We start from the raw sequence: 25,207 nt of genomic DNA, 5'->3' as shown, positions 1-25,207 counted from the left end.
CCTCGGTTTTTGTGGGGTGGCCACAACCGGCGCCGACGGCTTTTGTTGACAGAACCCGTCAAGACTTAACACTCCTGAAATGGTGCTGTGACCGGGCTGTCTTTCCGGCTGGATAGCGTCGCATGCAGACAACGAAGAGCCTGCCAACGAAAGCGACCCACTTCATGGACAACGACACACAGTCGACGCAATTACTGGAGCCGACGGCGCCGCCTGCTGCCGCCGTCGTCGGGGCTTCTCCGGCCCCCACGACGCCGGGCAACGCCGCCGCCCTCAGCGCCACCAAGGAAAGCCTGGAGGACTACACGCTGCGGTTCGCCCCGCGGTCCTACCGCAAGTGGAGTGCCGGGGTGGTGGCCACCAGTGCTCTGGGCGGCATCGCGTACCTGGCCGACTTCTCGATCGGGGCGAACATCGGCATCTCGTACGGCACGGTCAATGCGATCCTCGGCATCCTGGTGGCCGCCGTCGTCATCTTCGCAACAGGCTTCCCGCTGGCGTACTACGCGGCCCGCTACAACATCGACCTGGACCTGATCACCCGCGGCTCCGGCTTCGGGTACTACGGGTCCGTGGTCACCAACGTCATCTTCGCCACCTTCACCTTCATTTTCTTCGCGCTGGAGGGCTCCATCATGGCGCAGGGCCTGGAGCTGGGGCTGGGCATTCCGCAATGGCTGGGGTACGCCGCGTCCACGGTGATCATCATTCCGCTGGTGATGTACGGGATGAACACGCTGGCCAAGCTGCAGGTATGGACAACGCCGCTCTGGCTGCTCCTGATGGTGGTGCCGGTGGGCTACCTGCTGGTCTCCCACCCGGAGAGCATCGACAGCTTCTTTGCGTACATGGGCGCCAGCGGCGACGGCGGGCCCAACCTGGCGTCCGTCATGCTCGCCGCGGGGGTGTGCTTGTCCCTGATGGCGCAGATCGCCGAGCAGATCGACTACCTGCGGTTCATGCCGCCGCGCACGGATGCGAACCGCGGGGCCTGGTGGAGGGCCGTGATCCTCGCGGGGCCGGGCTGGGTGATCTTCGGGGCCATCAAGCAGATCGTGGGCCTGTTCATCGCCATCTACCTGATTGCCACCCTGGATCCCGCTGCGTCTGCCACCGCGAACGAGCCGGTGCACCAGTTCCTGGGCGTCTACCAGGAGATGATGCCGGCGTGGCTGGCCATGACGCTGGCCGTGGTGCTGGTGGTCATCTCCCAGGTCAAGATCAACGTCACGAATGCCTATTCCGGTTCGCTGGCCTGGACCAACTCCTTCACGCGCATCACCAAGACCTACCCCGGCCGGATGGTATTCGTGGTGGTGAACCTGGTCATCGCGCTGGTCCTGATGGAAGCGAACATGTTCGACTTCCTGAACACCATCCTCGGGTTCTACGCCAACTGCGCCATGGCCTGGGTGGTCACGGTGGCGTCCGATATCGCCATCAATAAGTACCTCCTCAAGATCTCCCCGAAGGTCCCGGAGTTCCGGCGCGGCATGCTGTACGCGGTGAACCCTGTGGGGTTCGTGTCCATGCTGGCCTCTGCGGGAATTTCGATTGCGGTGTTCTTCGGCGCCTTTGGGTCCGGCATCCAGCCGTACTCGCCGATCTTCGCGGTGAGCCTGGCCCTGGTCCTGCCGCCGGTCCTGGCTCTTTCAACCCGGGGGCGCTACTACCTCCGGCGCTCGGACGACGGGATCGAGCTGCCCATGTTCGATGCCCATGGGAACCCCAGCGACGCCAGGCTCCTGTGCCACGTGACCGGGATCGAGTTTGAGCGTCCGGACATGGTGCGGTCAGCCCAGGACGCGCCCGACGGCGGCCCGCAGTACGTTTCCTCGCTCGCCTTGTCCACGGACAAGACAGGGGAGTTGGTGCTGCCGGCGCAGAAGTAGCCCGGGCGGAAAGTTTGGGGGGAGGGAAGCCGGCGCATCCATGGTGCGCCGGTTTCCCTTTTGACTTCTTCAGGGTGTGCCTGCGGTGGTAGAACAGGGCTCGGGTGCCTGTGGATAAGTTTGATCGGGGAATTGTGACGTGGGCTACCCTTAAGGCACTGTCCGGAGCAAGCCGTCTTGAAACTACTGGGGGAATAGCGGCCCATGACATCACAGAACCTCTTTGGGCCACGTGCGGCGCGGTCCGGTACCGGGGCCCTTCTTGTTGCCGCCGCGCTGGCGCTGGCCGGCTGTGCCGGTGGAGCACCTGCAGATCCCGGTTCCACCTCCCCGGCGGTAACGGAGTCCGCAACACCCAGCGCATCGGCCACTCCAACCCCCACGCCCAGCGCTGTCTACAAGCCAGCGGACGCGTCCGGCCCCGCCCAGAACGTTCCCGTCCCCGTGCTGCCCGAGGTGGCAAAGACGGAGACGAAGGAGGGGCTGGAGGCGTTCGCTAAGTACTGGTTTGAGGAACTCAACTACGCGTACCAGACAGGCGATACAGTCAAATTCCAAGCCATGAACTCGCCGAACTGCGACTACTGCTCAAAGTTGGTGGCTGCTCTGACGACTAACTATGAAGGAGAGCGCTGGCTGTCCGGTGGAAGCATTACGGTTCCTGCGTCTACTACAACATTTGAACGAGCCTCAGATGGGAATTACCAAGTTATCCTCCAGGTGCTGCAGACTCCCATCAGCTACTACCAGCCTGGCGGCACTGAGTTTCGGCCTGCGAGTAAAGCCTCGAACACCGGCAACGTCCTGCTGGCTGACTTCAAAGATGCTGCCTGGCGCGTCAACGGCCTCCACCCGATCCGGTGAAAAGACTTAGTGGTGTTGGGCCCTGCTTAGTGCTGATCCTGTTTATGGCTTTGGGGCTGATCTCGTCCGCCCCGGTGTACGCAGACGATGGTATGGAAGCTAACTTTGGAGAAATTGGCGTTGATGTAGGTGGTCTAGTCAGGGACCCAGAGACTGGCGAAATGGTGCCACCGACCTCGGGCGCCGTGCCCACCGATCCCAACGAGTACAAGTATGAACTCCAGTGTCATCTTGGTGGGGGTGACTTCGACACTCCGTGCCTCGCCCGCCAGCTCGAATGCAAGGACCGTGAGGACGGAGCCAAGGGCATCCCGGTCATGTGGCTGTCACGGCCAAGAGGCGTAGCCGGGGCGGTGTGGGCCCATCACTCAGGACCCACCTGCCTGTACGACCCCAAGCCCGAGGACCTCCTGCCCCGCATCGCCGCCGACATCCAAAAACAGTTCCAGAACCTCCCGGTCAACGCCGGAGCCATTGTGGCCCAGCCCAGCCCGCACACACTCCGCGGCGCCGAGACCAACTTCTATGCGGAAGCGGCTGAACAGCAGTTCGACATCACCATGTTCGGCCAGCAGGTGCACGTGGTGGCCACACCCGTCCAGTACACCTGGAACTACGGTGACGGCACCGTCTTCGGCCCGCAGCCCTCCATGGGCGGCCCGCTGCCGCAGGACCGGTGGGGCGAGAAAACCAGGACCAGCCACGCATATGCTTCCACGGGAGACTTCCAGGTGGTCCTGACTACGTCGTTCACGGGGACGTACTCGGTGAACTCTGGGCCGCCGCTGCCGATTCCGGGCCAGGGCCAGTTCAGCGCCCCGCCCCAAAGCATGAGCGTATGGCGCTCCCTGACGCGCAACTACGCCGATGACTGCAACGCCAGCCCGCAGGGACAGGGCTGCCCCGGGACCGCAGCCCACTAACCACGGCTGTGATTCGCCTAACATCCGGAATAGTTGCACGCGCCCCACAGTTGGCACAGGCAGTACGTCTTCAGCCTTCGAAAGGAACTGCGCATGCTGTTTTCCCCGCTCACCCTCGGCGAACTTGAACTTCCCAACCGCCTGGTGATGGCACCCCTGACCCGCCTCCGCGCAGGTGAGGAAGGCGTCCCGGGCCCCCTCGTCGTCGAGCATTACCGCCAGCGCGCCAGCCTCGGCCTGATCGTCAGCGAAGGCACGTACCCCACCCCTGCAGGGCAGGCCTACCCCGGCCAGCCCGGGATCGTCACCGCTGAACAGGTTGCCGGCTGGAAGAAGGTCACCGACGCCGTCCACGCCGAAGGCGGCCGGATGTTCGCCCAGATCATGCACGGCGGACGGGTCTCCCACCCGGACATCACCGGGGGCCTGCCGATCGTGTCTCCCAGCGCCGTCGCCATCGACGGTGTGGTGCGCACCCCGGCCGGCAAGAAGCCGTACCCGGTGCCGCACGCACTCACCACCGACGAACTGCCCATGGTCATCCAGGAGTTCGTCAACTCCTCCCTGAATGCGATCGAGGCGGGCTTCGACGGCGTGGAACTGCATGCCGCCAACGGCTACCTCCTGCACGAGTTCCTGGCGCCCAACTCCAATATCAGGACGGACTCCTACGGCGGGTCGCCGGAGAACCGCGCACGCTTCGTCATCGAGACCATCAACGCCGTGGTGGCAGCCCTCGGCGCCAACCGCGTGGGCCTGCGCATCTCCCCGGAGCACAACGTCCAGGGCATCGCCGAAACCGATGCGGCCGATGTCCGCGCCACCTACGAGGTCCTCGTGGACAGCATCGCTCCGCTCAACCTGGCTTACCTGAGCATCCTGCACCACGAGCCCACCGGTGAGCTGGTCCAGGACCTCCGCTCCCGTTTCGGCGGCACCTTCCTCGTGAACACCGGCTTCGGCGTGGTCACCACCCGGGAAGAAGCCGTGAACCTGGTGGCCGAGGGCCACGCGGACGCTGTGGTGGTGGGCCGCCCCGCGATCGCCAACCCGGACCTCGCCCGCCGCTGGAAGGAAAGCCTTCCACTCAACGAGCCTGACCCGTCCACCTTCTACGCCGAGGGCGCCACCGGCTACACGGACTACCCGGCGTACCAGGGCTAGACGGCCCAGCAAGCCCAAAAATAACGACGACGGCGGCACCCGCATGGGTGCCGCCGTCGTGGGCTGTCCGGGGTGCTGGTCCTGGCAGCCGGCGCCCGAAGCCATCCGACGACCCCGGGCTGAAGAACTGTGGATTTGGCCCGCCGGACCCCACTGGAAGCCGGCGGTGATCAGATGCTACTCCAACGAATGGACTCTTGCCAGAGCCTGTTTCGGCCGGGGCACGCGGACGCTACAGTACAGCCTCGCGGCCGGTGCCTTCCTTCATCACCAGCCGCCCGTCTTCGATGGAGACCAGCACGCTTTTGGGCCGCCCGCTGACCTTGGTAATGGCTTTCAGGCCCCGGTTGGTCACCTCAACGCCCACCTGCGCCCCCCTCACCGGCAGCTCCACCGAGACCTCGTTGGCGATGCCAAGGATGGGATTCGTGGAAACGCCCAGGTCCCGCCGCGCCTCCTTGCCGTTAACCGTGACGGTGATGTTGGCCTCGTCGAACCCCTCCTGAAACACGATAAGCAGTTCCCGCATGGTGGCCTCTTCCTTGAGCAATTGGTGCCTGCGACGGCATGTCCACTACAGCACTTTGGCGGCTCCAGCGGAATACCCGGCGCCTCCATGACAGCGCTGCACCGGGCCCCCGGCCGGTGGAGCGCCGGAGGCCGGGTAAGGCAAGATGTTCTGGTGACCCAACAGCCAACGCCTTCCCCTGCCCCTGCTGCCGCCCCGGCATCGGAGGACGCCATCTTTGCCCAGATCGCTGCCGAACTGGGCGTGAAGGCCTGGCAGGTGAAGGCAGCCGTCGCGCTGCTCGACGGCGGCTCGACAGTCCCCTTCATTGCCCGCTACCGCAAGGAAGCCACCGGCACCCTCGACGACACCCAGCTCCGCGAGCTCGACGAGCGGCTCCGCTACCTCCGCGAACTGGCCGACCGGCGTCGCGCGGTCCTCGAAGCGGTTGAAGCTCAGGGCCAGCTGACGCCGGAACTGCGCAAAGCGATCCTCGCCGCGGACACCAAGTCCCGCCTGGAGGACATCTACCTGCCGTTCAAGTCCAAGCGCCGCACCAAGGCACAGATCGCCCGCGAAGCAGGCCTCGAGCCCCTCGCAGAGGCCCTCCTGAAGCGGCCGGACCTCGATCCGGACCGCGAAGCAGCAAAGTACCTCACCAGCGAACGCGGGGTGGAGGACGCTGCCGCTGCCTTGGCCGGTGCGCGCGCCATCCTGGTGGAACGGGTGGCCCAGGATCCGGACCTGGCCGCCACGCTGCGCGACCGGATGTGGACCCAGGGCCGCATGGTCTCCCGGGTCAGGAAGGGCAAGGAAGCCGAAGGCCAGAAGTTCGCCGACTACTTCGAGTTCGCCCAGGCGCCCGCCGGCATGCCGTCGCACCGGGTGCTCGCCCTGCTCCGCGGCGAGAAGGACGGCATCCTTGAACTCGACCTCGCCGAGGCCGATCCCGCGGACGACGCCGCCCTGGCCGCCGCCCGCGCCCGCTACGAGTCCGCGGTGGCCAGGTTCCTCGGGGTCGCCGACCGCGGCCGGCCCGCCGACGGCTGGCTGATGCAGACCGCGCAGGTCGCGTGGCGGTCCCGCGTCCTGGCCCGCCTGACCTCGGACATCCGTGCCAGGATGTTCTCGGCCGCGGAGGACGAAGCCGTCCGCGTGTTCGCTGCCAACCTCCGCGACGTCCTGCTGGCTGCGCCCGCCGGAAACCGACCCACCCTCGGCCTGGACCCGGGGCTCCGGACCGGCGTGAAAGTCGCCGTCGTGGACGGCACCGGCAAGGTGGTGGCCACCGATACCGTGTACCCCCATGCCCCGGCGCGCAAGTGGGACGAAGCGCTGGCCACGTTGGTGCGGCTGGCGCGGCAGCACGCCGTCGAACTCGTGGCCATTGGCAACGGCACCGCCTCCCGTGAGACGGACAAGCTGGCCGCCGAACTCATCAAACGCCTGCCCGAAGTGGACCGGAAGCCGCAAAAACTCGTGGTGTCCGAGGCTGGCGCCTCCGTCTACTCCGCGTCCGCGCTGGCCGCAGCCGAATTGCCGGGCATGGACGTGTCCCTCCGCGGGGCCGTGTCCATCGCGCGGCGACTGCAGGACCCCCTGGCCGAACTCGTGAAAATTGATCCGAAGTCCATCGGCGTGGGCCAGTACCAGCATGACGTGACGGCCTCGAAACTGGACCGGAGCCTGGACGCGGTGGTGGAGGACTGCGTGAATGCCGTGGGGGTGGACGTCAACACCGCCTCGCCCGCGCTGCTGAGCCGGGTGGCCGGCGTCGGGCCCCTGCTGAGCGAAAACATCGTGGCCTACCGGAACGAACACGGCCCCTTTGCCAAGCGCACCGACCTCAAGAAGGTTCCGCGGCTCGGCGCCAAGGCGTTCGAACAGTGCGCCGGGTTCCTGCGGATCACCGGGGGAGCGGAGCCGCTGGACGCGTCCAGCGTGCACCCCGAAGCCTACGCCGTGGCGCGGAAGATCCGGGCGGCCGCCGGTTCGGCGCCTGCCTTGTCCCTGGACCCGCGGAACTTCGTGGACGACACGTTTGGCCTCCCCACCGTCCAGGACATCCTGGCAGAACTGGACAAACCCGGCCGGGACCCGCGTCCAGCCTTTACCACGGCCACCTTCTCCGAGGGCATCGAGAAGATTTCAGACCTCAAGCCGGGGATGGTCCTGGAAGGGACGGTCACCAATGTGGCGGCCTTCGGGGCGTTTGTGGACGTGGGCGTCCACCAGGACGGCCTGGTCCACGTCTCGGCCCTGGCCAACCGGTTCGTCTCCGACCCCAGGGAAGTGGTGAAGTCCGGCCAGGTGGTCCGCGTGAAGGTGCTTGAGGCTGATCCGGAGCGGAAGCGCATCTCCCTGACCTTGAGGCTCGACGACGAACCGTCCGGCGGCGGGGCAGGTTCCGGGCGGCGCGGCGCAGGACGGGCGGACGCCGGCAGGCGCGGAACGCCTGAACGGGGAACGCCTGAACGGGGAAGCGCCGACCAGCGCAAAGGTGGCTCCCGGACCGGCGGCGGTGCGGGGCGGCAGTCGCCTGCACCGCAGCCGGTGAACACGGCGATGGCCGAGGCGCTGCGGAAGGCGGGGCTGGGCAAGTAGCCGTGCCGGGCTTTTGGCGGCGCGGGCTTTTCTGCAAAGGTGGGGTTATGACCTATTTCCTGGAGTACACCGTTCCCGCTGCCCCTGGTGAATCCGAGTTCGAGTTTCCCCACGACGAGATCAACTCCGGCACCACCGTCCCGCTGACCCAGACGGGCGCCGGGATCGTTCATACGCCGGACCTCCCTGCCCGGACCGGCATCATTGGTGCCACGGTGCCGGAGGCGAAGCTTGAGGCCGAGCAGCTGATTACCCACAGCCGGGCGTCCGAAGCATCCCTGTACTTCGACCCTTCCGACTCCCTGCAGGCGGGCGTCGGCACGCTCGTGGCCACCTTCAGCGAAGGCCGCGGCTGGCAGGACGCCTAGGTTTTTCCGCCTGCGGATCGGCCGGGGCTGCGCACCAGCCTCGGCCGGCCGAACTGCGTCCGTACGCCGGGCGAGTAAAGAACCGATTCCGGCGGTCCGCTGACGCTGATCCCGGCGGCGGCAACCAGTTCATCCTCCAGATGGTCCAATCGGGCGTGGCGCAGTGGCCATGGTTCATGGGTGTTGGGGATGTAGATGCTCCGTCCCCGGAACGTCCCGTGCAGACCAAACCTGGCCGTGAAAAATACGGATAACGGGTCGTCGGCCGCGGCCTCCCGCTGGGGCACGACGGCGAAGCTGCTCGCCGCTCCATGCCGGAACCGCTGTACGTCGTAACCGACGGTCGCGTCCGGGGAGTCCGGCAGCGGCTGGGAGCGGCGGATCCGCGACCATACGTAGGGGATTTCCGCTGCCCGCGCTGCAAGGACGACGGGCAGCCGGTCCGCATCCAGGGTCAGGAAGACCACGCCCCTGGTTCCATCGGGTTCCCGGGAGTAGAGGCGAACGTTGACCTCGTTGAAGCTGCCCAGATAGGGGATTCCCGGGCCGCGCCCGATTCCGGCATCCTCCATCCGGAACCCGATCAGCCCAACCCACGAACTGCCGCCGAAAAGATCCGGTTGCACCCCGGGCGGCATGAAGGGTGCAGCGGCGTCTTCGGGGATGCGCCAGTGCAGGAAGACGGCCTCGGCCCAGCGCTGGTCCATGATCGCGGGCGGCGGCAGCTCCGGCGGATCGGGCCAGAGCGAAGCGGCCTTCGAGCGGTGATCCATGTGCCTCTCTACCTAAGGCAAGGTTTCTTTCCCCCAATGTACCTAGCCCCTGTGCCGTATGGCGCCCAAATCCCTACGTAGGGGGCGGAATCAAAACAGAGTACCTATTACTGGTGCCTCTTCCGCCCCGCGCCTCCTATGCTCTTGCCACGGACAGACATCTTATGCATCCACTGGTCGGGGGTTTTAATCCCTCTTGAGGCGCCGGCTGACGAAATGCCGGGACCACGGAAAGACTTGGTCCGGTCAGAGCCGATGGGTGCCCTCGATGGTGCGGGCCGCCCAATGGCAATCGTCCTTATTGCGCCATGAAGTGGTGAGGCTTTTGTCGATTTCCACCCAGCCCCCAAGTGCAGTTTCCAAGCCTGCGGCAGTGCCGCAAAGAGCGTCCATCAGCGTAGTAATTCCTACTTTGAACGAGGCCCAGAACATTCCCTGGGTCCTTCGACGCATTCCGTTGTACGTGGACGAGGTCGTGATCGTTGACGGCCGTTCCACGGACAACACCGTTGGGGTGGCCCGGGCCATCCGTAAAGACATCGTTGTGGTCGACGAGCAGCGCAAGGGCAAAGGCGTTGCGCTGCGGTCGGGATTTGCTGCTGCAACGGGCGACATCATCGTCATGCTGGACGCCGATGGCAGCATGGATCCCCAGGAAATCGGCTGGTTCGTATCCCCGCTCCAGCATGACTACGACTTCGTCAAAGGTTCCAGGTATGTCACGGGCGGGGGGTCGGAGGACCTGACCTGGCTGCGGCGGACGGGAAACCGTGCGCTGACCGGTCTCGCCAACACGGTGCTGCACAGCAACTACTCTGACCTTTGCTACGGCTACATAGCTTTCCGGCGGGAATGCCTGGAAGTCCTGCAGCTGGAGTCGGACGGATTCGAGATCGAGACCGAACTGATCGTCCGGGCGGCGAAGGCAGGCCTCCGCATTGCCGAGGTCCCCAGCCTCGAACTCGATCGAATCTCCGGCGCCTCGAACCTCCAGACCTTCCGGGACGGTTGGCGGGTGCTGGGCACCATGGCCCACGAGTTCTTCCTCTGGGAGGCTCCCACCGCCGGCGCCCGGCCGGAGTCGTTGCGGCGCGTGAAGTACGCCTATGCCAGGGTGAGCTTCCCGCGGACGCCCACCGATCCGACAAGTGTCCTGTCCGTGGTCAGTGGTCCCTGACATGACACTCATTCCGTCGCCAAGTGTCACCGTGATCGTTTGCGCCTATACGTCCGAGCGCTGGGGCTGGCTGTTGGATGTCCTTGAATCCATCCGCGGCCAGACTTGCGCACCCAAGGAAGTCCTGGTGGTCATCGACCATAACGAGGAACTTTTCGACCTGTTGACCGAGACCGTTGATGACGTCACCATCGTCAGGAATACCGGTCCGCGCGGGCTTTCCGGCGCGCGCAACACCGGCGTAGGCCTGGCCGACTCCGATATCGTCGCCTTCCTTGATGACGATGCAGAGGCGGCACCGGATTGGCTCGAGCGCATCCTGGCGCTCTATGACGACCCCGAAGTGCTTGCAGTCGGTGGCCGCGTGGAACCTGTGTGGGAGGCGGGGCGCCCCCGCTTCTTTGGTGAAGAACTCGACTGGATCGTCGGCTGCAGCCACCGGGGCTTGCCACGGGTGGCCTCCGAGGTCAGGAACGTCATCGGCGCCAACATGTCGTTCCGGCTTGACGTGGTGCGGCAGGCGGGCGGGTTCAACCTCGCCCTGGGACGCCGGGGCTCCGTCCCCTTGGGCTGCGAGGAGACGGAAATCTGCATCCGGTCGAAGATGGGTTTCCCCGGATGCCGCATCGTCTACGAGCCCGCCGCACTGGTACGCCACCACGTTCCGGCGTACAGGGGCACGGTCCGGTACATGCTTGCCAGGTCCTGGTCCGAAGGGATTTCGAAAGCCCAGGTCAGCCACATCGTCGGGCATAAACGGGCCCTTGGCCCCGAGCGCCGTTACGTCCGGAACGTCCTGACCCGGGCCTTCATCACAGGAATCAGCGACTGGAGCCGCGGAGATCCCGGCGGACTCGGCCGGGCGGCAGCATTGGTGGCGGTCGTGGCCTGCACGTCGGCAGGCTACCTCCGGGGACGGCAGCTGGCGCATGTGCCTGGCCGCCCATTGAACCAACCCGTCCTGGCCGGAGTCAGTCCATGGCGGGAAGTGAAGTGAACCGGCCCAACGGGCACCCACCGCCCGGCTGACCTCGCGGGAACCGCCCGCAGCAGCAAGACCATCCGACCAACATCACCCAGACAGGGGACGACCATGCGCACCCGGCAGACAAAGGCACCGCACTTCGACATCCACGGCCGCGTCACGATCCGCGTCGACGCCAAGGCGCCGGCAGCGGCCCAACTCCAAAGCATGCTGGCATGCTTCGCCTCCGATACCGAACGGCCCGCCGACATTCTCGTCGACGACCGGCCGGAACCGATGCCTGATGCGGGCCTCGTGGAGCATGAACTCGCCTACACGGCGAACAGCGTGCGGTTCCAGGCCGACCGGGTGCAGATCGTCAGGGACACGGACCAATGGCGCATCCACGGTCCCGGTGAGCTGCTGACCTCCGTGGTTCCCGTCCTCGACGCCGCCATGGTCGGCAAGGGAGCGGGCATGATCCATGCGGCGACGATGGCGTACCGGGGCCACGCGATCGCTCTTCCCGCCGCGGGAGGGACTGGCAAGACGAGCACTGTCGCGAAACTGATGCGGCGGGACGGATGGTCCTTCATGGGCGACGACTGGGCCTTCCTCGCCGAGGACGCAACCCTGCTCGGCTACGCGAAGCCGATGTTCATCAAGCCCCACCACCGGGCCATCTACCCGCACCTGTTCGAAGGAGTCCGCAAGCCCCTCGTCCCCTCACAGCTCTCGAACAGCGTCAGCCGCCTCACCACCCTGGTGCACCCCTACGTCATCCGCTATCCGCGCCTGGCGGACGTCTCCCGCCGGTGGTCACCTGAACACCGCATGGTCACCCCGGCCACCGCGTTCCCGGGACGGGAGGTGACCACCTCGGCCCCGCTCGCCGCGGCCATCTATGTCGAGCGGTTCGAAGGCACGCGGACCCGGCTGGTCGAGCGGACGAGCGAGTGGATGGTGGACCGCATGCTCGGCAACTTCCATATCGAGATGGCGGGCTTCTCCCAGCGGGTCGTCACCGGATTGGCGGCCACGTCGGTCGTCCCGTGGCGTGAGCACTTCACCGCAAAGGGCATCGTGCTGAGCAAGGCGCTCGACGGCCGGCCCTGCCACCTGCTCCAGGTGCCCGCCGCCTTTACGGCGGACGAGGCGTCGGATGACATCGTCCGCTACCTGGAGCAGTTGCTGCCATCGGTCCTGGACGAGCGGGCCTGAGGGCGGGTCACCATGGCTCCTAGCCCAGCCGAGGTCACCGCAGTCGTCCCGGCCCGCAACGCGGAGCGCATGCTCCCACGATGCCTCGAGGCCCTGCGCCAGTCCGGTGTCGCCGAGATCATCGTGGTGGACGGATTGTCCACCGACGGCACCGTCGACATCGCCCGGGCAGCGGGTGCACGGGTCCTCAGCGACGAGGGCAGGGGCCTGCCATGGGCCCGGACCCTGGGCGTGCGCAACAGCACCACCCCGTGGGTCCTGCTCGTCGACACCGATGTCGTTTTCGGTCCCACCGGCGTAGCCGACCTGCTCACGGAACTGGTGGAGGACGGCTACGACGCCCTCCAGGCAGGCCTGGAGAGCGTGGGCGGCCCGGGCTACTGGGGGCAGGCGCTGGCCCACCACCACCGCACCGGCCGAAGCCGCAACTGGTTCGGCCTGGTGGCCACCATCGTGGACCGGAAACTGATGCTTGGCATGGGTTTCGACGATTCGTTCAAGTCGGGCGAGGACATCGAACTGCGCTGGCGGATGCGGCAGTCAGGACTGCGCACGGGGGTATCGCGCCGGGTCATCGTTGAACACCGGTTCGCCGCCGACGACTTCGACTTCGCGCTCGACCAGTTCCTCATGGACGGAACGGGGCTGGGCCGGATGATCCGCAAACACGGCTGGCGTGGAGCGAGGCTGGCACTGCTTCCCGCCGCGGCGGCAGTGCGCGGCAGCGCCCTGAGTTTGGCCGCGGGCCAGCCCCGGTGGCTCAGGTACTACCTCGCCTTCTGCTGGTACAACTACGCAGGCCTGGCAAGGGGCCTGGCGTCGTGAGGGCCGGGCGCGGGACGGCTGTTGCGGACGCCTCGGGCGTCCGGCACTCCGCCCTGCGCAGCTCGCTCGGCCTTGTCCTGGCCAAAGCTGCCCAGACAGGCGCGGGCTTCGCCTTCTGGATCGTGGCCGCGCGAGCCACCTCCGATCGCGAGGTCGGATTGACCGCGGCTGCTGTCTCGGCGGTGATGATTTGTACCCAACTCGCCGTGCTCGGTGCCGGGTCGGCCGTGATCGTCTCGGTGGGGCGCGGCGAGCCCCCGGCCCGGCTGCTCGATTCGGCCTTCGCCACCGTGGGAATAGCAGGCAGCGTACTGGCCCTCGGCTACCTCGTTCTGCAGTTGGCCGCGGCCCCGGACACGGCCTCGACATCGGTTCTCTTCTGGGCCATGTTCCTTCTGGCTGCCGTCACCGGAACGGTGGTCATTGTGCTCGACCAGGCGTTGGTAGCGCTGGGCCGCGGTGCCAGCGCCACCTCACGGTACGCGCTAGGTGGCGCGGTTTCACTCGGAGCTGCGGCGCTCGTGGCCTGGCTCGCCCGCGGCGCCCCCGCCGACGTGCTGTTGGCCTGCTGGACCCTGGCGACGGCCGTGGCCTGCGTCGTCGGTGCGGTCCAGCTGCGGCGGCTGGTGGGATACCGTCCGCGGCCGTCCTTCCGTTCCATGCGCGAGCGCCCGCTCCTGGCCGTGGGCATCCCGAACCAGCTCCTCACCCTCACCGAGCGCGCCCCCGGGCTGTTGCTGCCGCTCCTTCTGGCCCACACGGTGGCGCCGGAAGCCGCTGCCTACTGGTATCCCGCATGGATGATGGCATGGGCCGCGTACACGGCGCCGGTGCTGATGGGTATTGTCCAATTTTCCGAGGGCGTCCGCGATCCCGCGCGCCTGGTGACAACCACCTGGGCCAGCCTGCGATGGTCGCTCATCGTGGGAGGCCTGGCCGCCGTCGTCCTCGTGCTCTTCGCCCGCCCGCTGCTTGGCCTGTTGGGGGAGCGGTACGCTCACGCGTCCTCCGGTGCCCTGCAGCTGCTGGCTGCCGGGCTGGTGCCGTACGCGGTACTGCAGGCCTACAACGCTGTGTGCCGTGCCCGGGAGCGTTACACGGAGGCGATCATGGTGGGCGTAACGCTCGGAGCCTCCCTCTGTACCGCAGCGCTGTTGGCCGCCGGCAGCGGGGCCACCAATATGGCCCTGGCATGGCTGGTGGTGCTCTCCGTCGGCGCCGCGGCGGCGGGCGTCCGGCTGCTCATGGTCCTCCGGCGGATCAAGCTGGAGGCCCCATGATCTCCGTGGTTGAACCGGCCAGCCGCACCAAGGGCCGCATCAAGCCCCGCGAAATCCTGTGTGCCCTGGCAGGAGCCGTGGCCCTGGCGCTCGCCATCTGGGCCGCCTCCACAGTGCCCGTGCCCATCGACAGCGACCTCGGTCTTGTCGCCGTGCTGCCTTACCCGTTCTGGGCCGGGGTGGTGCTCCTGAACCTCGCCTTCGTCGTCGCGCTGCGGGGGAATGCCGCGGGACCGGCAAGCCGCCCGGTCATGATCTGGCTCATCGCGGTGCTGGTGCTCATGCTTTTCGGAACGGCGATCTTCGTGACCGACGTCCCCCGGGGCGAGGTTGCCTTCCGCCACCTGGGCATCGCCGACGCCCTCGCAAGCACCCAGGACATCAACCCGGACATTGACGCCTACTTCAACTGGCCCGGTTTTTTCGCCCTCCTGGCAACACTGCTCCGGGCCACCGGCATCGACCCGGTCTCCCTGGCCCTGTGGGCACCGGTGGTGGACATGGGGCTGTGGCTCGCGGCACTCGGAGTGCTGGTACGCCACCTGACCACCGATCCCAGGCGGCGCTGGCTGGTGCTCTGGATTTTCTGCCTCGGGAACTGGCAGGACCAGGACTACCTGTCGCCCCAGGCCTTCGGACTCTTCCTCTACCTCATCGTGATCGCACTGGTCATCGGCCCTTTGGGCGCGAAGCCGCCGAAATTCCCCGGGTTCCGGGCTGCCGGGCTCGCCACCTGGTGGCGAGGCCGGACTCCGGCCGAGCCCCGGGCGCAGCACCGCCTGAGCGCACTCGTGGTGACCCTCCTGCTGGTCGTCGTTATCTGCGCGAGCCACCAGCTGACGCCGTTCATGGTCCTCATCGCCATTACAGCCCTGACCCTCAGCGGACGTGTCTGGCCCAGCCGGCTGCCGCTCATCACCGCCGTCGTGCTGGCGCTCTGGCTCGCCTACCCCGCAAGCGCGTACCTCGACGGCCATCCGCCGCTGGCTGACGCAGGACTCCAGGCCGCCACCCAGGCCAATATCGTTGACCGCGTGAGCGGCACCCCCGGCCACCTGCTGGTGGTGCAGGTGCGGATGCTTCTCACCCTCGTTCTGTGGGCGCTCGCGATAGCGGGGGCGTTGTGGGACTGGCGCAAAAAGCGCCTGGACCTCAGGGTTGTGCTCCTCGCCGTCACCCCGCTGCTGCTCTTTCCGACGCAGGCGTATGGCGGGGAAATGCTGATCCGCGTTTCGCTGTTCGCCCTGCCCTTCATTGCCATGCAGGCCTCCTCGGTCCTGTTGCCCAAGCATTCCAGCCGGCACCGCCCCTCCGTCCTTGCCGCGGGGACCATTGCGCTTTGTTGTTCCCTGTTGGCAGTGATGACGGTGACGGGCCGGTTCGGAAATGCCAGGTACGACGTCTTCACGGACAACGAGGTGGCGGCCGTCCGCGAGGTGCAACGCATCGCACCGCCCGGATCCGCGTTTATTTCGGCGGCGCACCCGACCCCATGGCGCAACGAGGGCTACCTCGACCACCGCTACCGGACCATCGAGGACCTCTGCAAGGCCGGTTTGTCAGTGGCGACGTGCGGGCCACTCCTCTACGACTACGCCCGGCACAACCCGGCCGGCGCGGTGGTGCTGCTGACGCGGTCGTCAGAGGCAAGCCTGGTGCTCCAAGGCGACATCAGCGAGCAGGGCTTCGACGAGTTCGAGCAGTGGCTGCGCAGCCAGGACACTGTGCAGCTCGTTTTCAGCAACCCGGATGCGCGGGCATACCGCGTGGCGCCTTTCGGGGTGGCGCCATGAACGGAAGGGTTAGCAAGCTGACCTTGGCACTGGGCCTCGCCGCCGTCGTGCTGTCCGTGGCGACGTTCATTGGACTGCCGGCACCCTGGCAGGCGCTAACGGCCGCAGCCGTACTCGTCCTGCTTCCGGGGCAGGCGCTGGCGCGGCTCCTGCACGTTGCCGACCGCGCGCTCGGCGCGTTGCTGGTCCCCGTCCTGGGTTTGGCCACGCTCACAGTCGTGTCCACGGCGATGTTCTACCTCGCGGTGTGGTCATGGCAGGCGTGTGTCGTCGCGATGTCAGTCATTACCGTCTTGGCGTGCCTGGAACGCGCCCGGCAGGAGGAAGCATGATCATCAACCTGGCAGGGCTGCTCGCCGCTGCCGTTCTCCTCGTCACCCTCGTCACCCTCGAGGTCCGGCGGGTCGGGCCGGATGCCGGGCGCGCCACGCCCTCGGGGCTCGCCGGCCGGCTCCTCAGTCCCAGGGCGGTCGCCATCATGTGGGCCACCTACCTGCTCCTCTTCCTGCCGCGCGTGATCGGACTGCTCGCATGAGCAGCGCGGCCCGGTGGTGGCTCCTCAGCGACCTTCACTTGGGATTATCCGACGACGACCCCCGGAACCCCGGCAAAGTGCTGCCGGAGTTCCTGCACCGCAAGGTCCTCCCCGCGTCGGGCCGGCGCAAGCACGTCGTGTTCGTCGGTGACACGTTCGAGCTGGCGAGGTACGGCGAAGACGAGAGCCTGGGCCGGCTCGAGTCCATCCTGGCCCGCCACCTCGACACCTTTTGGGCGTTGGAGGAGTGCGCGGCCCGCGGCGTGGAACTGCACTTCGTATGCGGCAACCACGACGTCGAGCTGGCCCGGCCGGCCGTCGCCTCGCGCCTGTCGGCCCTGCTGTCACCCCGTGACCCGGCGCGGGTCAGGGTGCATCCGTGGATGCTGCACGTGCCCCACGTGCTGTTGGCCGAGCACGGGCACCAGCACCACTCGCTGCACCGGCTGCCGGAGGTGCTCCGCACGGCGGTCAACGGCACCGACGGGCTGGGCCTGCCACCGCTCGCTGCCTGGCACGCGAACTCCTCGAAGTCACCCCTCGCCCGCGCCGGCGATGTTGCCCGGGCCTGCATGGAGTCCGAACTGGCGGAACTGCGGATCCGGGGCTCCGCCTACGGCGAACTGCTGCAGATCGAGTCGCGGCGGCTGGCGCTCGACGGGGCGGCCATCCGGGAGCTGGCACGGCTGTCCCGGTTCCGGACCGTGTCGGCGCTTCCCGTGGCCGCGACCCGCATGGTGCTCGCGGCCGCCGGCCGGAGCATCGCGAGCGAGGAGGCCCCCGCCGCAGCCGGGCGGGTGGCGCAGACCCTGAAGGCGCACGGATCGAGGGTGGCCTGGTACGTTTCGGCCCACACCCACCGGGCCCTGGAGTCGCCGCTCGAGGACTGCCGCACCCGTTACATCAACACCGGCACGTGGTGTTCGGACGTCCGGGGCCGGGGACCGGACCAAGCGGACCGCGGGGTGTTCCCCTATGCCGTGATCAAGGTGGCCCGCGACGGGGCCACCACTGGTGGTCTGCGGTACTGGCGTCCGGACGGCCTCGGCGGCCAGTTGTAGCCGGGCGGCTAGTTGTCCTTCTTCCAAATGGCCACCCAGTCCACGTACACGTGGCCGCTGGTTCCCGGTTCGGGGCAGGTCGGCAGGCAGGACTCGGTCTGCAGCAGGTAATGCATCGGGGTGTCCGGGACAGCCGCCGTGCTGGTGCCTATCAGGGTGCCGTCGAGGAAGAACATGACCCGTCCGCGGCTCCACTCGGTGGTGGCGGTGTGCCAGGACGCGAAGGTAACGGCAGTGTGGGATACGTCGACGGCGCCGCCGTCAGGGCTGCCGGTGCCGTGCATGGCGGCATAGATGTGGGCGGCGAGGTCCCCCTCGGGGAAGTCTATTTCGCCGTCCTCCGGCCATTGCTTGCTGTCCGGCCAGAGGAGCCAAGCTGCCTTGAAACCTGCCAGGGTGTCCGCGCGAAACCGCACCGAGTAGCGTCCATACAGCTGGCTGTTGTAGGGGCGCCCGCTGATCGGCGTGAATTTGGGGGCGGGGGCTGCCCCCATCGAGACGCCGTTCTCGGAATGCAGGTACATGTCCATGACGCCGTTGCTGATGCTGAGGACCTTTGACGGGTAATAGCCGGACTTTGACTGCAGCAGCTGGGCGGCGGTGTCCGGCGTGCCGTCAGCGTAGTTGGCGCTCCACTTCGCGCCGTAGGCCGGGCCCGGGAACGCCCCCAGCGGCATGTCGCCACTGAGGAAATCCTCCGTGAAAATCTGGGTCCAGCCGGGCAGGTTTCCCACGGGCATGGCCTCACCGCTGGGGGAGGGGGCGCTGGGTGGGATGGCGCTGGGTGAGTTTCCGACCGCCAGCACGGCCGCGTCCGGTGCAGCACTTCGAGCGGGTGTGGCGCTGGAGACGCAACCCACTGAGCCGAATGCCAGGACCGGCACAACGGCGGCCGCAACGAGGGAGCGCACCATCAGGTGGCGGCGGGACTTCTCCACGATAAGGGCACTTTACTGCAGGATGTGCTGCCGGAACCGGCCTTCGGGTCCCCCAACAGAGGGAGGGGGAACACTAGGGGTGGCGCACGCCGTTGCCTGCCAGGATGTCCCGGTACCCATCCCTGAAGGACGGAAAGGTGAAACCAAAGCCGGTGCTGCGGAGCAGGCCGTTCCGGCAGCGTTTGTTGCCGCCGCGGGCGGGGCCGGCGTCCCCGACGGGCGGCTCCCCGAGGCCCATTTCCCCGGCCAGGAAGCGGAGCACGGTGCCGAGGTCGGCGGGGTCGTTGTCCACGCCGATGTATGTCGGTGCGGGGGTGGCGGCCATGGTGGCAAGGTGGACGATCGCGGCCGCGGCGTCGTCGCGATGAATCCGGTTGGTGTAGCGGACGTCCCGGGGGACAACGGCGGAACCTCCGCGCACCTGGTCGATCAGCCGGGTCCTGCCCGGCCCGTAGATCCCGCCCAGCCGAAGCGACACCGTTGATGTACCGCTGCCGGCGAGCCGTCCATGCAGCAGCTCCTCGGCTTCAACCAGGATCCGGCCGGAAAAGCCCCCTGGAGCCGTCGGTGTGGCTTCATCCACCCAACCGCCCCCGGCATCGCCGTAGACCGCGGTGGAGGAGACGAAGAGGATGCGCCCGGGGACCACGCCGTCGCGCTCCAGCGCGTCCAGCACGTGGGTGACGCCGCGCAGGTAGGCGGCGCGGTACGCCTCCTCGGTGGGTTCGTCGGCGGCCACGGCAATGACGACGGCGCAGGTATCCGCGGGCACGGGCGGGAGGTTAGGGGTTCCCAGGTCAGCCGCAACGCCTTCGATGGCTGCCGGCAGCTTCGCGGGGGAGCGGCGCCAGCCCACGACTTTGTGGCCCCGGCCGGCGAAGCGCAGGCCGGCCTCGGTTCCGAGGTCCCCGCAGCCGGCAAGGAGGACAGTCACTACGGGGCTTCCACGGGGAAGAACACCCGGGGATCCTGCAGGAGGGCGGGGTACGCGAACGCCGAACGGTCGATGATTTCGGTGACCTCGAAGTTCCGGCCGAACCGGCCGTCGTCCAGCGTGATGGGCCGCCCCAGCACGTGCCCCACGGCGAACCTGGCCCCGCGCTCCAGCGGGACGGCCACCGGGGTCTTGCCGGGAAGGGTCCGGAACGCTTCCTCCTGTGCCAGCCGCTTGCGGGTGGGTTTCTTCTCCTGCGGCTTCGGCGGCGCCTTCTTCGGGGCGCGCGAGGGCCGCCTGGACCCGTCCTCGATGTAGACCGGGGTGTACCCGTCATCTTCCGCGGATGCCGCGGCAGCAGCGCTGCGGTTCACCGGCGGAAGGGCCACCGTGTCCAGCGTCTGGGGATCGACGTCGTCGTGCGGGTCCCGGAGGATCCACAAGACTTCTCCCTCGGGTTCCTGCGGGAGGAACTCGTGCCGGGGCTCGGGCCAGACGTAGTCCATCTCAGGAACCGCGTCCGGGAAGACAGAGGTGTAGAACTTAGGTTCCTTGTGCACCAGCTTGGAACGGTGGCTGAGGTGGAAATCCGGGTCGCCCAGCCACGGGGGCAGGATGATTTTCGAGGCGTAGTCGGGGTGGGCCGCCTGCGGTGCGAATTCCGCGATGTTCGCCCGGGTGTTGTCCGGGTGGCCGCGTTCGATCCACTCGTCCACCATCGCCAGGCCGTACATGGTGAGGGCCGGGACGTGCCCCATCCACATCCGGATCGCGGGGTGGGTCTGCCAGCCGTACCCGGGAATCACCAGGGCGCGCAGCGTCTGCAGCGCTTCGACCCGCTGCTTGCCCAGCCGTGCGGTGTCCAGGGCTGCGGCGCTTTGCCGGAAATCGGGGTACGGGAGGAAGGTTTGCATCTATTCAGTCTGACGGCACCGGCCCGAAGTGCCAATTGCTGTGCGGCCGGCCACAGGAGAGCATCAGTGATGTCCAAATAATGGACGCCTGCATACGGCATTCAGGTTAAACCACTAAGATCTCCGCAACCACCCCCGCGTTTTGGAAGCTCTCTCATGACATCTACACCTGAAAAGACCCTTGGAACCACCCGCCCAGCCCTGCCCCGGTACGGGCAGATGCTCGGGCCGGAGGCGAAGGGCATCCTTGTCCTCGACGAATTCACCATCGACCCCGCAGCCGCCCGGAAGGAACAGCACCGCTTCCGTGACGGCGTGGCCGCCGTCGCCCGCACCGTGCGCCGCATTGCCGCGCTGCGCGTGGTGATCGCCCTGGTTGCCATCGGCAACCTGCCCCTGTTCCTGCTGTCCAGCGGATGGTGGATCTACGGCGTGTCCCTCACCCTTGTCGTTGCAGTCCACACCGCCGTGACGCTGCTGAACCGGCACGAGCCGCGGCTCAAGCAGCGTTCCGCCCTGGAGCTGCACATGCACCGTGAACGCAGCGTCAACTACCGCAAGGTGCGCGATGCCGTGAAGTACATGATCGACACCCCCAGCCGCATGAACGAGCACCTCTACCTGGAGCTGCTGGCCGTCAAGCGGGTTGCGCTGAACCTCGCCCACGGCACCGTCGCCCTCCTGGACACCAGCGATGAAAACGCATGGAAGGTGCGGATCGTCCGCGAACTGCCCGCCTCCTGACCGCGCGCAGCCTCGCCGGCCCGCGGCAGGGCCTGCGGAATTAACGAACGACGCCGGCACATCCCTTCTGGGGGTGTGCCGGCGTCGTTGTTTGGTCGACGGAATTTGTCTATCGCCGACCTGCTTTTGTCGCCCTGGGGGCGGTGCGGCTCCCGCCCGCCGCGGCCTAGGCGGGGAGCTGGATGACCTGTCCCTCGAACACGAGGTTCGGATCGGAAATGGTGTCCAGGTTGGCGTCGGCAAGGTGCTGCCAGCCGCCCTCGATGCCGAGCTTCTGGGCAACGATGCTCAAGGTATCGCCGGCCTGAAGCGTGTAGGTCTCGCCGCTGAGGGCTACGGAGGTGGCGTGCCGCGGTGCCGGGGCCTGCTGTGCTGCTGCGCTCTGGGCCGGGGCGCTCTGGACCTGCACGGGTGCGCTCTGCGCGGGCGCGCTCTGGACTGGGGCGCTTTGCACGGGCGCGCCGCCTCCGCCGCTCAAGCCGAGCTGGGATGCGCAGGAGGGCCAGGCTCCCCAGCCCTGCGAGGCCTGGACACGCTCCGCTACCGCAATCTGCTGTTCGCGGCTGGCGTCCGCGGGAGACCCCGTGCCGCCGTAGGCAGCCCAGGTGCTGGAGGTGAACTGCAGGCCGCCGGAGAAGCCGTTGCCGGTATTGATGGACCAGTTGCCACCGCTTTCGCACTGTGCCAGTGCATCCCAGGTGGAGGTGGGGGTTGCTGCGTTGGCCGCAGTGGCGGAAAGAGCCAGACCCGCCGCTGAGACGGCAGCCAGGGTGACTCCGCGGCGCGCGGCAGTACGGAATTTGGTGTTTTTCATGATGGTGATGCTCCTGAAGGCCACCAGCGCTGGTTCCGTCCCCGGAGATCGTCGCGCCACTGCCCGCCCCTGACGAATAGAGGTCAATGTCGGTGGCTGCCGCTGGGCAGTTCTGGTGAAGGCAGCACCTGGCAATCAATGAGCCCGCCGTACGGGCATGCTTTTCACGCTAGGACATCGACCTGGCGTTATCAAATCGAAACCGCTGCTGGCGTGTTGCATTATCCTGACCGGATGGACAACTTTGCCGGCGGCAGCACCCTGCCCGAAACCGAAACGGACGCAGCGGTTCCCGAGGTCCCTGCCAAGCCCCTCCCCGTAGCCGAACTGCATTTGCATATCGAAGGCACGCTGCAGCCTGAGCTCATCTTTGCCCTGGCTGAGCGCAACGGCATCGCCCTGCCGTACTCGGGGCTGGAGGAGCTGCGGGAAAAGTACGAGTTCACCGACCTGCAGTCCTTCCTGGACCTGTACTACGCGAACATGGCCGTGCTGCGCACCGAGCAGGACTTCGCAGACATGACCCGCGCTTACCTGGAACGCGCTGCCGCCGCCGGGGTGCGGCATGCCGAAATCATGATGGATCCGCAGGCGCACGTCTCCCGTGGCATCCCGCTTGAGGTCTGCGTGAACGGTGTGGCTTCGGTGCTGGCCACATCCCAGGAGGAGTTCGGCATCTCCACCATGCTGATCGCCGCCTTCCTGCGGGACCTGCCGGAGGAGTCCGCCTTGGAAGTTTTCGGCCAGCTGCTGGCCATGAACGCGCCGATCGGTGCCATCGGCCTGGATTCAGCCGAGGTGGGTAACCCGCCTGCCAAGTTCGAACGGCTGTACGCGCAGGCCCGCGAGGCAGGCCTGCGGCTGACCGCGCACGCAGGGGAGGAGGGCCCGGCGTCGTACATCACCGAGGCCCTGGACCTCCTGGGTGTGGAGCGCATTGACCACGGCATCCGGTGCATGGAGGATCCCGACCTCGTGGAGCGCCTCGTCGATGCCAGGATTCCGCTTACTGTCTGCCCCCTGTCCAACGTCCGGCTGCGTGCCGTCGATACGCTGGCCGACCATCCGCTGCCGGCCATGCTGGCCGCCGGGCTGAACGTTTCCGTCAACTCGGATGATCCGGCCTACTTCGGCGGCTACGTGGATGACAACTTTGCCCAGCTCACCACGGTGTTCGAGCTCTCTGATTTCGACAAGGCCCGCCTGGCCGCGAACTCCATCCACTCCTCCTTCGCCACCGAGGAACGGAAGGCCGAGTTGCTGGCGGAATTGAACGGCCGGGAACTGGCCTCCTGACCCCTGCTGTGTCGGGCGCAACAGCCGGGCTTCCTGCCCGGTAAACTAAATGCCGCAGGCGTGTCCGGGGGAGTGCAGGGCAGCACCCATGTCAGCGCTTGAGGGTTATGCAAACAGCCCTTACCCGAGACCTCCGCCTCACTTGCGGCACCATCCGCTTCATAGTCGGTCACGACACACAGAGTTAACCAATTAAAGTCGCGCGATTTAATGGGCAGTTGGCATGATGCCTAAGACCGATCGCTCTCATAAAAGGGGAATCATGGCCAAGTCCACCGCAGAAAACACGTTCCTTCGACTCAAGACCGTCCTGGATGTCCTGACCGAAGGCGTGTGGTCCGGCGATGCACTGAACGCAGGCCAGGTCCTCGCCGAGGCAACGGCCCGCGTGCCGTTCAACGAACACGAGGCCGAACTTCTCAGCGGCGGCATTCCCCGCGGCCACAAAACCCTCACCTCGGCCACCGCGAAGCTGGTCAAGGCGGGCTGGCTGGTGAAGGGCCGCTCCGGCTGGACCATTACCGACGACGGCATGCGCGCCACGGTCGCCTTCCCCGACCCCGTCTCGTTTGCCACCGCCCTCGACGCCGGCACCCCGGTGCCCGCTGACACCCCAGTTCCCACCGCTCCTGCCGGGTTCGTCCGCAAGTTCTCCGCACCGGCCGCCGCTGAGCCGGCAGCCGCCGAGGGCGCTGCCAAGAAGCCTGCCAAGAAGGCCCCCGCGAAGAAGGCCGCCGCCGCCGTGGGCAAGGCAGCGAAGGCACTTGAGGACGCCGTCGAGCCTGTTGTGAAGGCTGTCCGCACCCGCAAGGCACCGGCCAAGAAGGCAGATGCCGAGGCCGCCGGTGCGCCCGCCGAGCCGTTCGAGGGCCCTGACGTCGAGACCCACCCGCAGCCCGAAGCGGTTGCCGTCGCTGGCGACTTCAACACCATCCTGGGTGCCCCCGAGAACTGGGCGCCGCAGTACGACGAAGCGCAAATGGAGTTCGACTTCCTGGACCAGCAGTGGAAGAAGAGCGCCGACCTGCCGGCCGGTTACTACACCTTCAAGATCGCGCTCAACCGCTCCTGGGCTGAGAACTACGGCGCGTTCGGCGCGTTCGATGGCCCCAACCACGAGCTGCACCACGCCGGCGGCACGGTCACCATCCGGTACAACCACGCCACCCGCGACATCACCATCAACTAAGTGCCCTCGTCCCGCCCCACCAGGTAGTGCCACGTGTCGTTTTGGGCGCTCAAAACGACACTTACTGCTACCTTGTGGGGCCGGGAGAGGCTCCGGACGAGGAGGCCGCCATGGGCAGGCACACAGGTCCAGCGCAGGACGGGTCAGCACAGGATGCTGTTCGCCTGGACGCCCGCGTGCACGGGATGGTGCAGGCGGTGGGCTTCCGCTACTGGACGATGGGCCAGGCGGAGGACCTTGGGTTGTCGGGTGAGGTGAGGAACCTCGACGACGGTTCGGTGTCGGTGGTGGCCGAGGGACCCGAGCCGAAGGTGCGCCAGCTCCTGGAGTGGCTCAATTCCGGCCGCACACCGGGCCGGGTGGACAACGTGGAGGCCTCGATGTCCGCAGCCTCAGGCACCTTCCGCGGCTTCCGGGCCCACTGAT

25 protein-coding genes are annotated in these 25,207 nt (G+C 67.1%); 19 read left to right on the top strand and 6 right to left on the bottom strand.

What is annotated here, in order from left to right:
• Nucleotides 1–164: 164 nt before the first annotated feature.
• The 4 genes from AC3IMC_RS17000 (at nt 165) to AC3IMC_RS16985 (ending at nt 4,843) form a co-directional block, all read left to right on the top strand.
• On the top strand, nt 165–1,892 hold the full coding sequence (locus tag AC3IMC_RS17000) for a purine-cytosine permease family protein (protein WP_490919845.1): 1,728 nt from the start codon (nt 165–167) through the stop codon (nt 1,890–1,892).
• Between the two features lie 204 nt (nt 1,893–2,096).
• The gene (locus AC3IMC_RS16995; RefSeq protein ID WP_490919843.1) at nt 2,097–2,756 is read left to right on the top strand and encodes a DUF6318 family protein; all 660 of its coding nucleotides are present in this window, start codon (nt 2,097–2,099) and stop codon (nt 2,754–2,756) included.
• 161 nt (nt 2,757–2,917) lie between these two features.
• Entirely contained in the window at nt 2,918–3,679 is a 762-nt protein-coding gene (locus AC3IMC_RS16990) for a PKD domain-containing protein (protein WP_490919842.1), read from the top strand.
• A 93-nt stretch (nt 3,680–3,772) separates the two neighbouring features.
• The gene (locus AC3IMC_RS16985) at nt 3,773–4,843 is read left to right on the top strand and encodes an alkene reductase (RefSeq protein WP_490919841.1); all 1,071 of its coding nucleotides are present in this window, start codon (nt 3,773–3,775) and stop codon (nt 4,841–4,843) included.
• A 232-nt stretch (nt 4,844–5,075) separates the two neighbouring features.
• On the opposite strand, the gene AC3IMC_RS16980 is transcribed toward AC3IMC_RS16985, so the two are convergent.
• Nucleotides 5,076–5,372: a hypothetical protein gene (locus AC3IMC_RS16980; protein WP_454482286.1), complete on the bottom strand. Its 297-nt coding sequence runs from the start codon at nt 5,370–5,372 to the stop codon at nt 5,076–5,078.
• Between the two features lie 153 nt (nt 5,373–5,525).
• Between AC3IMC_RS16980 and AC3IMC_RS16975 the strand changes: the two genes are divergently transcribed.
• The gene (locus AC3IMC_RS16975) at nt 5,526–7,955 is read left to right on the top strand and encodes a Tex family protein (RefSeq protein WP_490919839.1); all 2,430 of its coding nucleotides are present in this window, start codon (nt 5,526–5,528) and stop codon (nt 7,953–7,955) included.
• Between the two features lie 47 nt (nt 7,956–8,002).
• Complete coding sequence (locus AC3IMC_RS16970) at nt 8,003–8,323, top strand: hypothetical protein (RefSeq protein ID WP_490919837.1); 321 nt, start codon at nt 8,003–8,005, stop codon at nt 8,321–8,323.
• On the opposite strand, the gene AC3IMC_RS16965 is transcribed toward AC3IMC_RS16970, so the two are convergent.
• On the bottom strand, nt 8,320–9,096 hold the full coding sequence (locus AC3IMC_RS16965) for a YqjF family protein (RefSeq protein WP_490919836.1): 777 nt from the start codon (nt 9,094–9,096) through the stop codon (nt 8,320–8,322). The genes AC3IMC_RS16970 and AC3IMC_RS16965 overlap by 4 nt on opposite strands.
• A 373-nt stretch (nt 9,097–9,469) precedes the next feature.
• Here AC3IMC_RS16965 and AC3IMC_RS16960 point away from each other — a divergent pair, with 373 nt between their 5' ends.
• The 9 genes from AC3IMC_RS16960 to AC3IMC_RS16920 all read left to right on the top strand — a co-directional run bounded on the left by AC3IMC_RS16960 (nt 9,470) and on the right by AC3IMC_RS16920 (nt 17,952).
• Nucleotides 9,470–10,273 (top strand): glycosyltransferase family 2 protein, encoded by an 804-nt coding sequence (locus AC3IMC_RS16960; protein ID WP_490919835.1) that lies wholly within the window; start codon nt 9,470–9,472, stop codon nt 10,271–10,273.
• A 1-nt stretch (nt 10,274) separates the two neighbouring features.
• Nucleotides 10,275–11,270, top strand: a complete 996-nt coding sequence (locus tag AC3IMC_RS16955; protein ID WP_490919834.1) for a glycosyltransferase family 2 protein — start codon at nt 10,275–10,277, stop codon at nt 11,268–11,270.
• A gap of 96 nt (nt 11,271–11,366) precedes the next feature.
• Nucleotides 11,367–12,458: a hypothetical protein gene (locus AC3IMC_RS16950; protein WP_490919833.1), complete on the top strand. Its 1,092-nt coding sequence runs from the start codon at nt 11,367–11,369 to the stop codon at nt 12,456–12,458.
• A 12-nt stretch (nt 12,459–12,470) separates the two neighbouring features.
• Complete coding sequence (locus AC3IMC_RS16945; RefSeq protein ID WP_490919832.1) at nt 12,471–13,283, top strand: glycosyltransferase; 813 nt, start codon at nt 12,471–12,473, stop codon at nt 13,281–13,283.
• On the top strand, nt 13,280–14,563 hold the full coding sequence (locus tag AC3IMC_RS16940) for a lipopolysaccharide biosynthesis protein (RefSeq protein ID WP_490919831.1): 1,284 nt from the start codon (nt 13,280–13,282) through the stop codon (nt 14,561–14,563). The genes AC3IMC_RS16945 and AC3IMC_RS16940 overlap by 4 nt, the downstream gene beginning before the upstream one ends.
• Nucleotides 14,560–16,356 carry a glycosyltransferase gene (locus AC3IMC_RS16935; RefSeq protein WP_490919829.1) on the top strand — a complete coding sequence of 599 codons (1,797 nt, stop codon included), beginning with the start codon at nt 14,560–14,562 and terminating at the stop codon, nt 16,354–16,356. The genes AC3IMC_RS16940 and AC3IMC_RS16935 overlap by 4 nt, the downstream gene beginning before the upstream one ends.
• Nucleotides 16,353–16,688, top strand: a complete 336-nt coding sequence (locus AC3IMC_RS16930) for a hypothetical protein (RefSeq protein WP_490919828.1) — start codon at nt 16,353–16,355, stop codon at nt 16,686–16,688. Before AC3IMC_RS16935 ends, AC3IMC_RS16930 begins: the two co-directional genes overlap by 4 nt.
• Entirely contained in the window at nt 16,685–16,891 is a 207-nt protein-coding gene (locus tag AC3IMC_RS16925) for a hypothetical protein (RefSeq protein WP_490919827.1), read from the top strand. The genes AC3IMC_RS16930 and AC3IMC_RS16925 overlap by 4 nt, the downstream gene beginning before the upstream one ends.
• Nucleotides 16,888–17,952, top strand: coding sequence for a hypothetical protein (locus AC3IMC_RS16920; RefSeq protein ID WP_490919826.1), 1,065 nt, complete (start codon nt 16,888–16,890; stop codon nt 17,950–17,952). Before AC3IMC_RS16925 ends, AC3IMC_RS16920 begins: the two co-directional genes overlap by 4 nt.
• Nucleotides 17,953–17,960: 8 nt before the next feature.
• On the opposite strand, the gene AC3IMC_RS16915 is transcribed toward AC3IMC_RS16920, so the two are convergent.
• The 3 genes from AC3IMC_RS16915 to AC3IMC_RS16905 all read right to left on the bottom strand — a co-directional run bounded on the left by AC3IMC_RS16915 (nt 17,961) and on the right by AC3IMC_RS16905 (nt 20,738).
• Nucleotides 17,961–18,890, bottom strand: coding sequence for a glycoside hydrolase family 16 protein (locus AC3IMC_RS16915; RefSeq protein WP_490919824.1), 930 nt, complete (start codon nt 18,888–18,890; stop codon nt 17,961–17,963).
• Between the two features lie 73 nt (nt 18,891–18,963).
• On the bottom strand, nt 18,964–19,824 hold the full coding sequence (locus AC3IMC_RS16910) for an SDR family oxidoreductase (protein ID WP_490919823.1): 861 nt from the start codon (nt 19,822–19,824) through the stop codon (nt 18,964–18,966).
• Nucleotides 19,824–20,738 (bottom strand): MSMEG_6728 family protein, encoded by a 915-nt coding sequence (locus AC3IMC_RS16905; protein ID WP_490919822.1) that lies wholly within the window; start codon nt 20,736–20,738, stop codon nt 19,824–19,826. The genes AC3IMC_RS16910 and AC3IMC_RS16905 overlap by 1 nt, the downstream gene beginning before the upstream one ends.
• A 156-nt stretch (nt 20,739–20,894) precedes the next feature.
• On the opposite strand from AC3IMC_RS16905, the gene AC3IMC_RS16900 reads away from it, so the two are divergent.
• Nucleotides 20,895–21,482, top strand: a complete 588-nt coding sequence (locus AC3IMC_RS16900; protein ID WP_490919821.1) for a hypothetical protein — start codon at nt 20,895–20,897, stop codon at nt 21,480–21,482.
• Between the two features lie 166 nt (nt 21,483–21,648).
• On the opposite strand, the gene AC3IMC_RS16895 is transcribed toward AC3IMC_RS16900, so the two are convergent.
• Nucleotides 21,649–22,296 (bottom strand): transglycosylase family protein, encoded by a 648-nt coding sequence (locus AC3IMC_RS16895; protein WP_490919820.1) that lies wholly within the window; start codon nt 22,294–22,296, stop codon nt 21,649–21,651.
• A gap of 234 nt (nt 22,297–22,530) precedes the next feature.
• Here AC3IMC_RS16895 and AC3IMC_RS16890 point away from each other — a divergent pair, with 234 nt between their 5' ends.
• From AC3IMC_RS16890 to AC3IMC_RS16880, 3 genes are all read left to right on the top strand, one after another.
• Nucleotides 22,531–23,592 (top strand): adenosine deaminase, encoded by a 1,062-nt coding sequence (locus AC3IMC_RS16890; protein WP_490919819.1) that lies wholly within the window; start codon nt 22,531–22,533, stop codon nt 23,590–23,592.
• 262 nt (nt 23,593–23,854) lie between these two features.
• Nucleotides 23,855–24,781 carry a pullulanase X25 domain-containing protein gene (locus AC3IMC_RS16885; RefSeq protein WP_490919818.1) on the top strand — a complete coding sequence of 309 codons (927 nt, stop codon included), beginning with the start codon at nt 23,855–23,857 and terminating at the stop codon, nt 24,779–24,781.
• A gap of 110 nt (nt 24,782–24,891) precedes the next feature.
• Nucleotides 24,892–25,206: an acylphosphatase gene (locus tag AC3IMC_RS16880; protein WP_490919817.1), complete on the top strand. Its 315-nt coding sequence runs from the start codon at nt 24,892–24,894 to the stop codon at nt 25,204–25,206.
• The last annotated feature ends 1 nt before the right edge of the window (nt 25,207 follow it).

The organism is Arthrobacter sp. E70, from assembly GCF_058266945.1.
Note: the sequence above shows the minus strand (reverse complement) of the source record. Positions and strands in the feature narration are given on the sequence as shown.